Here is a 10070-nt window from a genome sequence, read left to right as displayed (position 1 = left end):
GTTCCGGCGGCACCGGAGCCCCCTGCCCTCACCCCAGCGTGGTCAGGAACTCGCGCACCGAAGGCCCGATGTCCTCACGGCCCAGCGCCATCGCGATGTTGGCGTGGATGAAGCCCGCCTTGTCGCCGCAATCATAGCGCGTGCCCGCGAAGGTGACGCCGTGGAACGGCTGGTCGCCGATCATCCGCGCCATCGCGTCGGTGAGCTGGATCTCGCCGCCCGCGCCCTTCTCCTGCCCTTCCAGCACGCGCATCACCTCGGGCTGGAGGATGTAGCGGCCGATCACCGCCAGGTTCGACGGCGCCGTGCCCGCCTTGGGCTTTTCGACCAGGCCCTTCACCTCGGTCAGCGCGCCGTCGCGCGTGCCGGGGGTGATGACGCCATATTTGTCGGTCTGGTCCCAGGCGACTTCCTGGGCGCAGATCATGTTGCCGCCGGTCTTGTTATAGGCCTCGACCATCTGCTTCAGGCAGCCCGGCTGGCCGACCATGAAATCGTCCGCCAGCAGCACCGCAAAGGGCTCGTCGCCCACGATGTCGCGCGCGCACCACACGGCATGGCCCAGCCCCATCGGCTCCTGCTGGCGCACATAGGCGACGTTGCCCGGCTTCAGCCGCGATCCGTCGAGCACCGCGAGCGATTTCCCGCGCGAGGACATGGTGTGCTCGAGCTCGTAGGAGATGTCGAAATGGTCCTCGATCGCGCTCTTGCCGCGGCCGGTGACGAAGATCATCTGCTCGATCCCCGCCTCGATCGCCTCATCGACGGCATATTGGATCAACGGCCGGTCCACCACCGGCAGCATCTCCTTGGGAATCGCCTTGGTCGCGGGAAGAAATCGCGTTCCCAGTCCCCCGACCGGGAACACTGCCTTGCGCAGCGGTTTGATCGACATGCTGACCCCTTCGTTGTGGTCCGCTGGATATACGGCGCTTCGCTGCGGTGCAATACAATGTGGCAAACGGCGCGATTACCTGCACGGATATTGAAATGTCAGGGAAAGCGATAGCTCCTAGCTTCGGGGCCGGGACATTCGAACCCGTCCCCGAAGATCAGGAGAGAATAGCATGGCAGGATTCGACATCCTCACCCTCAACGGCGAGGAATGGAACGACGCGGGAAGCGTATTCGGCGGAATCAAGGTGAACGTGACGGACACGGCCTCCTCCGCCGCGTCGAAGTTCCTTGAGTTCACCTCGGGCGGCGACACGATCTTCAAGGTTGTGAAGGATGGCGAGATCGTCATCAGCAACGCGGCGGGAACCTCGCTGGGCGGTATGGTACGCGCCGGCAACGCAGGCGAAATGGCGCTCACCTCGCTGACCAGCCCCAGCACCGGCCGTCCGGCCCAGGTGATGCGCTATTATTGGGAGAACGCCGCCGCCATCGGCGATGCCGCGGTGCTGCGCGGCATGGGCACCAATCGCTTCTCGCTCGAAAGCGCGGCGACGATGACGATGATCGCGCAGAATGCCCGCTTCGAATGGGAAGGGCTGGGCGCCACGCGGCTTTCGGTGATCGGCTATGAGGCCGGCTCCTCCACCGGCCGTACGATCGATTTCAACAACAGCGGCCAGCCGGGCACGCGCGCCAGCCCGGTGGTGTCCTTCTCGGTGGTCGATCCCGCGGACGACATCGTCCATTTCGGCACCTATGATTCCGGCACAACCACCTGGACCACGCTGGCCAAGGTGGACGGCACCGGCACGATCGAGGCGCCGGCCGCATCGCTGGGCTCGCTGGCGCTGGCCCCGGACGCGGACGCGGGCGCGATCGCCGTCACCGGCTATTCGGTCACGGGATCGGGCGCGACGCCTGCGATCACGGTGACGGGCGAATGGAACACCAGCGGCACGCCCGCCGCGATCGATGTCGATATCACCGATACCGCCAGCAACGCCGCATCGGCGCTGGCGGACCTGAAGATCGGCGGCACCACCCGCTACCGGTTCGACAAGGTGCGCGCGACGATTACGGGCACCACCAATCCCGCCGCGCGGCTTCAGAGCAGCACGAGTTCGGGCACCCCGGCGCTGGAATTCGCCAATTCCACCAACACCGTATTCTCGAAGCTCGCGCACAACCTGAACACCGGCGAAGTCTATCTCGGCGCGACGGGCGGCAGCGGTCACTATCTCTCGTTCCGCGTCAACGCCTCTAGCGAGATCATGCGCCTGCTCGCCAATCTGAACGTGGGGATCAACGGCACGTCGTTCGGCGGCGGCGTGAAGTGCATCTTCATCGCCGACGCCACCACCGTCCCGTCGAGCGACCCGTCCGGCGGCGGCATCCTGTTCGTTGAGAACGGCGCGCTCAAATGGCGCGGCTCCAGCGGCACGGTGACCACCGTCGCGCCTGCCTGACCGTCGCGCGTTGACAAAACCGGTGGCGCGGAGGAAGGCCGTGGAATGTGCGGGATCAACGGCATATTCGCATGGTCTGGAGAGGCGCCGCCGGTTGACCGCGACGAACTGATCCGCACGCGCGACCACATGGCGCCGCGCGGGCCGGACGGCGAAGGGCTGTGGACCGGCGAGGGCGGGCGAATCGGCCTGGGCCACCGCCGCCTGGCGATCATCGAGCTTTCCGCGGCGGGCGCCCAGCCGATGGCCAGCATCGACGGCCGGCTGATGCTGACCTTCAACGGCGAGATCTACAATTACCGCGCGCTGCGTGCCGAGCTGATCGCGCAGGGCGTCACCTTCGCCAGCCATTCGGACAGCGAGGTGATCCTGGCGCTCTATGCGCGCGAGGGGGCGGCGATGCTGCCCCGGCTGCGCGGCATGTTCGCGCTGGCGATCTGGGACCTGGAGCGGCGCGAGCTGTTCGTCGCGCGCGACGCGCTGGGCATCAAGCCGCTCTATTACAGCAACCGCGCCGGCACGTTCCGCTTCGCCAGCCAGGTGAAGGCGCTGGCCGCGGGCGGGGCCATCCCGACCGCGATCGAGCCCGCCGCGCTCACCGGCTTCTACCTGTGGGGCAGCGTGCCCGAGCCGTGGACGATCCTGGCGGACGTGTTCGCGCTGCCCGCCGGCAGCTCGATGGCGATCGGCGCGAACGGCGCCGCCGCCCCGGTTCCCTTCCACTCCGTCAGCGCCGTCTATCGCGAGGCGGAGGCCGCATCGGCCGCGGGCGGCGCCGTGCCGGACCTCGCCGCCGCGCTGCTGGACAGCGCCCGCCATCATCTGGAGGCCGATGTGCCGGTCGGCTGCTTCCTGTCGGCAGGGGTCGATTCGGGCGCGCTGCTGGGGCTGATGCGCGATACCGGCGCGCGCGACGTGCCGACGGTGACGCTGGGCTTCGACGAGTTCGCCGGCGCGCATGATGACGAGGCCGGGCTGGCCGCCCAGGTGGCGGCGCATTACGGCATGCCCCACCGCGTCCGCCGCGTGTCCGAAGCCGAGTTCGCCGAGGATCTGCCGCGCATCCTGGCGGCGATGGACCAGCCGACGATCGACGGCGTGAATAGCTGGTTCGTCAGCAAGGCCGCGCGCGAGATGGGGCTGAAGGTCGCCGTGTCCGGGCTCGGCGGCGACGAGCTGTTCGGCGGCTATCCCGCCTTTCGCGACCTGCCGGCCTGGACGCGGCGCTTCGCCATGGCCCGCCCGTTCGGCGCGCTCGCCCGCCAGTTGCTCAGCGGCATCGGGCCGGAACGGCTGGGCCTGAACCCCAAGGCGGCGGGGATGCTGGAGCATGGCGGGAGCTGGACCGGCGCCTATCTGCTCCGCCGCGGCGTGTTCATGCCCTGGGAGCTGCCGGAGCTGCTCGATCGCGATCTGGTCCGCACCGGGCTCGACCGGCTCGGCCCCGGTTTCGGCGCGGAACGCGCGTTCGAGGGCGGCGAGCCCGCGAGCGATTTCGGCAAGGTCGCGACGCTGGAAGCCGCGCTCTACATGCGCAACCAGCTCCTTCGCGACACCGATTGGGCCAGCATGGCGCATTCGCTGGAGGTGCGCGTGCCGCTGGTCGATCCGGTGCTGATGGCCGCCACCGCCCGGGCGATGACCGCCCCCGGCGCGCGCCTGGGCAAGGCGCCGCTGGCCGCCGCCCCCGCCCTGCCCCTGCCCGGCGCGATCCTGCACCGCGCCAAGACCGGCTTTTCCACCCCCGTGGGCAGATGGGCGCAGAAGCTGATGGGCGATGCTCCGCTGCCCGCGATCGCCGCCGGCCCCCGCTCGCCCTGGGCGCGGCGGTGGACCTGCCACGTCGCGGCCAGTCTGGGCGGCGGCCCCCTCGTGGCGAGCGCAGCCGCGTGATCGAAACAACAGCGCTAACCGCATGACCAGCTCCCGGCCGGTTGGCGGCTATTGGCGCCAGGTCAGCACGCTGATGGGCGGCACCGCCGCCGCGCAGGCCATCGGCATCCTCTCGATGCTGGTTCTGGCGCGGCTCTATTCGCCGCATGAATTCGGCGGATACGCGCTGTTCTTCGCCATTTCGGGCCTGCTCGCGCTGATCTCGACCGGTAAATATGATGGCGCGGTGTTCCTGGCGCGCGATGCGGACGAGGCAGCGGAGCTGGCGCTGCTTTCGCTCTGCATCGCCCAGGCCGCGGGCATCGCCCTGCTGGCGCTGCTGCCTTTGTCGGCCCTGCTCGCCGGCGCCGCAACCGACCATCCCTTCCTGTTCATGTTGCTGCTCGCGCCCGCCACCGCAAGCGGCGGCGCCGTCGCCGCGCTCACCGCCTGGGCCACCCAGATCAAGCGCTTCGCCGATATCAGCGCGGCCAGGCTGCTTCAGGCGGCTGCGGCCGCCGCGATCAGCATCCTGCTCGCCTTCGCCAATTGGGGCGAGATGGGGCTGATCGCCGGGTTCGTCGCCGGGCAGGTGCTGTTCGCGGCGATGCTGGGGTTCCGCCTGGGGCTTTTCGGATACCTCCGGCGCCTCCGCCCGGGGACGGTGCTGACCCATGCGAAGGCCAACGCGCGCTTCCCGCGCTACCTGGTCCCGAGCGAGGTGTTCAACTATCTCGGCGCCCAGCTCGTCGCCTTTGTCACGCCCGCGCTGTTCAGCGCGGCGGCGCTTGGCCAGTACAGCCTGGGCCAGCGGGTGGCGGCGATGCCGATCAGCGTGATCGGATCCGCGATGGGATCGGTGTTCCGCAGCGCCGTCGGGCCTCAGCACAGCACTCCCGAGGATATCCTGCCGCTGTTCCGGTCGACGCTGAAGCGCCTGTGCCTGGCGGGGGCGCTGGTGACGCTGCCGCTGCTGGTAGCGGGGCCGCAGCTCTTCGCGTTCGTGTTCGGCGCGAAATGGCACGATGCCGGCTTCTACCTTCAGCTCATGTCGCCGGTCGTCTTCGCCCGGTTCGTCGTAAGTCCGCTGAGCGTGATACTGCTTCTCGCGGGCCGCCAGCGGCTGGACGCGATACTTCAGGCCATGTACGCGATGTCCGCTCTCGCCGCGGTGGGAACGGGTGCCTGGCTCGGCAGCTTCGTTGCAATGGTGGTTTCGCTCACGGTCTTTCAGATGCTGCTGTACGCCGGGTATCTGATCATCTCCTACAGGCTCGCAAAGGACATGAGCGCTCGATGAGCATCGAAACCGCCTATTACGAGAATCCTGACTTCTGGACCGACGAAGCGTTGGCGGGCGAGCATGATCGCTATGCCACCACCGCCTCGCTGATCCCGGGCGACGCGCAATCGCTGATCGATGTCGGCTGCGGGAACGGCGCCTTCGTCCACTATCTGATGGCAAGCGGGCGGCCGTTCGGCTCCATCCACGCGGTTGACCGTTCGGAAGCCGCCCTGCGATGCGTGCGCGCCGAAAAGTCCCAGGCCCCGATCGATGCCCTTCCCTTCGCGGATCGATCGTTCGATATCGCGACCTGCCTGGAGGTGATCGAGCACCTGCCCTTCGGCGTCTATGAGCGCGGGCTGGGCGAGCTGGCGCGCGTCGCCTCCCGCTATGTGCTGATCAGCGTGCCCTATGAAGAGGATCTGGAAGGCACGCTGATCCGCTGCCCTTCCTGCACCTCCCGGTTCAATCCGGACTATCACATGCGCCGCTATGACGATGCGATGCTGGCGAGCCTGCTGGAACCGCACGGCTTCGCGCCGGTGGACAAACGGATGTCGGGTGCGATGGCGCGCTATTGGCTGGTGCCGGACTGGACCGAGAAGCGCCGCCGCGACGCGGGCAAGCGCGGCAACCCGTTCCACACCCCGATCCCCTGCCCGATCTGCGGCTTCACCCTGCCGCCGGAGGGAAGCCTGCCTTCGGCCCGGCCGGCCGCGCAGTCCCCGGGCACGAGCGGCGGGCTGAAAGGGCTGGCCAAGCGGCTGCTCCGCCGCGACACGCGCTACGGCGCCATCGCGATGCTGTACCAGCGGCGGGACTGATCGATGATCGTGATCGTCGACTATGACGCCGGCAACATCGGCTCGGTCGCCAACATCTGCCGCAAGGCGGGTGGCAAGGCGGAAATCTCCGCCGATCCCGATCGCATCGCAGCGGCATCGAAGCTGATCCTGCCCGGCGTCGGCCATTTCGGCCGCGCGATGGAGCGGCTGAACGCCAGCGGCATCCGCGCCGCGCTGGACGCCGCACATGCCCGTGGCGCCCCGGTGCTGGGCATTTGCCTCGGCATGCAGCTCCTTTCAGGCCACAGCGTCGAGGGCGACGCCGATGGGCTCGGCTGGATACCCGGACGCACGATCCGCTTCGACGTGCCCGCGCCGCTCAAAGTGCCGCACATGGGCTGGAACGCGGTGCGCTTCGTCCGGCCCGATCCGCTGGCCGAAGGGCTGGAGGAGGAGGCGCGCTTCTATTTCGTCCACAGCTATCATGTCGTGCCGGAGGATGAGGGCGACGTGCTGGGCGTCACCGATCACGGCGGGCGCGTGGTGGCGGCGGTGCGGCGCGGCAATGTGTGGGGCATCCAGTGCCACCCGGAGAAGAGCCACCGCTACGGCCTCACCTTCATCCGCAACTTCATCGAGAAGGTGCCGGGCGCATGAGCATCGGCGTCTCCGCGCGCGCCATCCCCTGCCTGCTGCTGCGCGGCGAAGGGCTGGTGAAGACGGTTCGCTTCCGTAACCCGAAGTATATCGGCGACCCGATCAACGCGGTGCGGCTGTTCAACGATCTTGAGGTGGACGAGCTGATCCTGCTCGACATCACCGCCAGCACCGAGCGGCGCGAGCCGCCGTTCGATCGCATCGCGGAGATCGCGGGCGAGGCGTTCATGCCGATCTGCTACGGCGGCGGGGTCACCAGCCTGGATGCCGCGCGGCGGCTGTTCAAGTCGGGCGTGGAGAAGGTGGCGGTGACGACCGCGCTGGTCGAAAACCCCGCGCTGGTGCGCGAGATCGCGGACACCTTCGGCGAACAGGCGGTGGTGGCGGGCATCGACGTGAAGCGCGACCTGTTCGGCCGCCAGCGCGCGCGCATCCTGGGCGGGCGCAAGGGCACCGGGCTCGATCCCGTCGCGCTCGCCGTGCGCGCGGCGGAACTGGGCGCGGGCGAGATCCTGCTGAGTTCGATCGATCGCGAGGGCACCTACCAGGGCTATGACCTCGATCTGGTGCGCGCGGCAGCGGCGGCGGTGCCGGTGCCGGTGATCGCGCTGGGCGGCGCGGGCGAGCCGGAGCATCTGCGCAGCGCGGTGGACGCGGGCGCCCAGGCGGCGGCGGCGGGCAGCCTTTTCGTCTACAAGGGGCCGCACCGCGCCGTGCTGGTCAACTACCCCAAACGCGCACGGTTGCAGGCGCTGTTCGCGGCGAATACCCCCGCCTGAGCATGGCCGGCCCGCTATCCTACCGCGTCTGCACGCGCTGCGTGATGGACACCACCGATCCGGACATCCGCTTCGATGCCGCCGGGGTGTGCAACCATTGCCACGAGCATGACGCCGCCATCGCCACCCAGGTGCTGCATGGTGCCGAGGGTCAGGCGCGGATGGTGGCGATCGCGGACAGGCTACGCCGCCGCAACGCCGGGCGCCGATATGACTGCATCATCGGCGTCAGCGGCGGCGTCGATTCCACCTACGTCGCATGGCTGGTCAAGGATCTGGGCCTGCGCCCGCTGGCCGTCCATCTCGACAACGGCTGGAACTCGGAAATCGCGGTCAGCAACATCGCCGCGACGATCGATGCGCTGGAGATCGACCTCTACACCCATGTCATCGACTGGGAGGAGTATAAGGACATCCAGCGCGCCTTCCTTCTCGCCTCCGTGCCGGACGTGGAGGTGCCGACCGATCACGCGATCAACACCATCATGTTCCGCGTCGCGGAGAAGTTCGGCGTGCGCACGGTGATGCGCGGCGGCAATGTGATGACCGAGAGCCATCATCCTCCGGCCTGGTCGCAGGGCCATATGGACTATGGCTATATCTCCGGCATCCACCGCCGCTTCGGCAGCGGGCGCGTGAAGACCTTCCCGCACATCAATTTCGTCGAGTTCCTGCGCATGTACCGCGGCGGCTTCGTCGAGACGATCGACGTGCTCAACTATGCCGATTATTCGCGCGAGAAGGCGCTGGACCGCATCCAGGCGGACCTGGGCTGGCGCGATTATGGCGGCAAGCACCATGAGAGCGTGTTCACGCGCTGGTTCCAGGGCGTGTACCTTCCGCGCAAGTTCGGCTTCGACAAACGCAAGATGCACCTCTCCAGCCTCGTCTCGACGGGCGAGATCACGCGCGATCAGGCACGCGCCAAGCTCCAGCAGCCGACCTATGACGAGCAGTTGCAAGAGGATGACTGCGCCTTCGTGGCGAAGAAGCTGGGGTTCACCCGCGCCGAGTTCGACGCGATCATGGCCGCCCCGCCCGCGAGCTTCGCGGACTTCGAAAGCTGGGAGAAGCGGCTGACAGGCCCTTTCTTCAACGCTGCGCGCAAGGTGTACCGGACGATGAAGAAGGGCGGCGCCTGATGCGGATCGCCTATCTCACCGAATGGTCGCCTTATGCCGAGAGCGGGGTGCTGCGGAAGATGATCGGCCAGATCGCGGCATGGCGCGCGGCGGGGCACGAGGCGGAGATATTCACCGTGGTGCCGCCGCAGGACCGGCCCGCCGCGCCTGGGTTCGACGCGCACGGGCGCGTGATCGGCGCGATCGGCCAGGCGATGCTGGACCGGCATCCCCGCGCGCGGCTGGGCTTCGTCAACAAGATCGTGACGGTGCCGCGGCTGCGCCGCGCGCTGCGCGCGTTCGGCACCGATCTGATCTACTATCGCCAGAACGGCCCCTGGTATCCAGGGCTGGGCGGTATCCTGCGCCGCTGGCCGTCGGTGGCGGAGATCAACACCTATGAGGGCGCCGAGAACCGGCTGTGGGGCGGCACCTTCAACCGGTTCCAGGCGGCGACGCGAGCGCGCGTGCTGACCTCCGTCGGCGGGTTCGTGTGCATGACGCGCGAGATCGCCGAGCACGAGGCCTGGGCCGGCAAGCCCGCGGCTGTGATCGGCAACGCCTTCTGGGGCGATCCCAGCCCCGCGTCGCCCGCCGGCAATGCCGATCCGGCCTTCGTCTTCACCGGATCGCCGATGACGCTCGACGATTCCGCCAACTGGCACGGCGTGGACAAGATCTTCGCGCTGGCCGAGGCGATGCCCGCCAGCGCCTTCCATGTCGCCGGCATGACCGCCGCCGATTTCGCGGACCGGCCGATCCCGCCCAACCTGGTCTTCCACGGCATGCTCGGCGCGGCGGCGCTGTCGGCGCTCTATGCCCGCTGCGACATCGGCCTGGGCACGCTGGCGCTCCACCGCAAGGCGATGGAGGAGGCCTGCCCGCTTAAGGTACGCGAATATCTGATGCACGGCCTGCCGGTGGTGATCGGATACCGCGAGGCGCAGGAGGAGCTGAACACGGCTCCCTATGTCCTGCCCGTCGGCAACCATGAGGCGAACGTGCGCGAGGCGATCCCGCGCATCGCCGCCTTCGCGCGCGAATGGACCGGGCGCCGCGTGACCGCCGACCTTTCGTTCCTCACCAGCGCGGCGATCGAGGCGAAGCGCCTCGCCTTCCTGGCCCAAGTCGCCGGCCGCCAGGAACCTGTTCTGCCAAAGTTGGCGTCTGGCACGGTGCCGGCTTCCTGACTATAGCCGCGTGCGAGC

At 68.5% G+C, this 10070-nt stretch carries 9 protein-coding genes; 8 read left to right on the top strand and 1 reads right to left on the bottom strand.

Annotated features, from left to right (window positions below):
• Positions 1-28: 28 nt before the first annotated feature.
• Complete coding sequence (gene galU / locus OM513_RS05110; protein WP_264943086.1) at positions 29-895, bottom strand: UTP--glucose-1-phosphate uridylyltransferase GalU; 867 nt, start codon at positions 893-895, stop codon at positions 29-31.
• 172 nt (positions 896-1067) lie between these two features.
• Here galU and OM513_RS05105 point away from each other — a divergent pair, with 172 nt between their 5' ends.
• The 8 genes from OM513_RS05105 to OM513_RS05070 are packed head-to-tail and all read left to right on the top strand — an operon-like array spanning position 1068 to position 10052.
• Positions 1068-2363, top strand: a complete 1296-nt coding sequence (locus tag OM513_RS05105; RefSeq protein WP_264943085.1) for a hypothetical protein — start codon at positions 1068-1070, stop codon at positions 2361-2363.
• 45 nt (positions 2364-2408) lie between these two features.
• Positions 2409-4256 carry an asparagine synthase (glutamine-hydrolyzing) gene (gene asnB, locus OM513_RS05100; RefSeq protein WP_264943084.1) on the top strand — a complete coding sequence of 616 codons (1848 nt, stop codon included), beginning with the start codon at positions 2409-2411 and terminating at the stop codon, positions 4254-4256.
• A 22-nt stretch (positions 4257-4278) separates the two neighbouring features.
• Entirely contained in the window at positions 4279-5535 is a 1257-nt protein-coding gene (locus tag OM513_RS05095) for an oligosaccharide flippase family protein (protein ID WP_264943083.1), read from the top strand.
• Positions 5532-6344, top strand: a complete 813-nt coding sequence (locus tag OM513_RS05090; RefSeq protein ID WP_264943082.1) for a class I SAM-dependent methyltransferase — start codon at positions 5532-5534, stop codon at positions 6342-6344. The genes OM513_RS05095 and OM513_RS05090 overlap by 4 nt, the downstream gene beginning before the upstream one ends.
• A 3-nt stretch (positions 6345-6347) precedes the next feature.
• Positions 6348-6962: an imidazole glycerol phosphate synthase subunit HisH gene (gene hisH, locus OM513_RS05085; RefSeq protein WP_264943081.1), complete on the top strand. Its 615-nt coding sequence runs from the start codon at positions 6348-6350 to the stop codon at positions 6960-6962.
• Positions 6959-7741, top strand: a complete 783-nt coding sequence (locus tag OM513_RS05080; protein ID WP_264943080.1) for an AglZ/HisF2 family acetamidino modification protein — start codon at positions 6959-6961, stop codon at positions 7739-7741. Before hisH ends, OM513_RS05080 begins: the two co-directional genes overlap by 4 nt.
• A gap of 2 nt (positions 7742-7743) precedes the next feature.
• A complete protein-coding gene (locus tag OM513_RS05075; protein ID WP_264943079.1) occupies positions 7744-8883 on the top strand; it encodes an N-acetyl sugar amidotransferase in 1140 nt (379 codons plus the stop codon).
• Positions 8883-10052 carry a glycosyltransferase gene (locus OM513_RS05070; RefSeq protein WP_264943078.1) on the top strand — a complete coding sequence of 390 codons (1170 nt, stop codon included), beginning with the start codon at positions 8883-8885 and terminating at the stop codon, positions 10050-10052. Before OM513_RS05075 ends, OM513_RS05070 begins: the two co-directional genes overlap by 1 nt.
• Positions 10053-10070 lie beyond the last annotated feature (18 nt).

The organism is Sphingomonas canadensis, from assembly GCF_026013525.1.
In the GTDB taxonomy this organism is placed as follows: Bacteria; Pseudomonadota; Alphaproteobacteria; order Sphingomonadales; family Sphingomonadaceae; genus Sphingomonas; species Sphingomonas canadensis.
This window is presented reverse-complemented; position numbering and strand designations above follow the sequence as displayed.

Bases quoted from the DNA above. Each gene is read 5' to 3' on its own strand.
- galU (WP_264943086.1), bottom strand. From the start codon at position 895: ATGTCGATCAAACCGCTGCGCAAGGCAGTGTTCCCGGTCGGGGGACTG.
- OM513_RS05105 (WP_264943085.1), top strand. From the start codon at position 1,068: ATGGCAGGATTCGACATCCTCACCCTCAACGGCGAGGAATGGAACGAC.
- asnB (WP_264943084.1), top strand. From the start codon at position 2,409: ATGTGCGGGATCAACGGCATATTCGCATGGTCTGGAGAGGCGCCGCCG.
- OM513_RS05095 (WP_264943083.1), top strand. From the start codon at position 4,279: ATGACCAGCTCCCGGCCGGTTGGCGGCTATTGGCGCCAGGTCAGCACG.
- OM513_RS05090 (WP_264943082.1), top strand. From the start codon at position 5,532: ATGAGCATCGAAACCGCCTATTACGAGAATCCTGACTTCTGGACCGAC.
- hisH (WP_264943081.1), top strand. From the start codon at position 6,348: ATGATCGTGATCGTCGACTATGACGCCGGCAACATCGGCTCGGTCGCC.
- OM513_RS05080 (WP_264943080.1), top strand. From the start codon at position 6,959: ATGAGCATCGGCGTCTCCGCGCGCGCCATCCCCTGCCTGCTGCTGCGC.
- OM513_RS05075 (WP_264943079.1), top strand. From the start codon at position 7,744: ATGGCCGGCCCGCTATCCTACCGCGTCTGCACGCGCTGCGTGATGGAC.
- OM513_RS05070 (WP_264943078.1), top strand. From the start codon at position 8,883: ATGCGGATCGCCTATCTCACCGAATGGTCGCCTTATGCCGAGAGCGGG.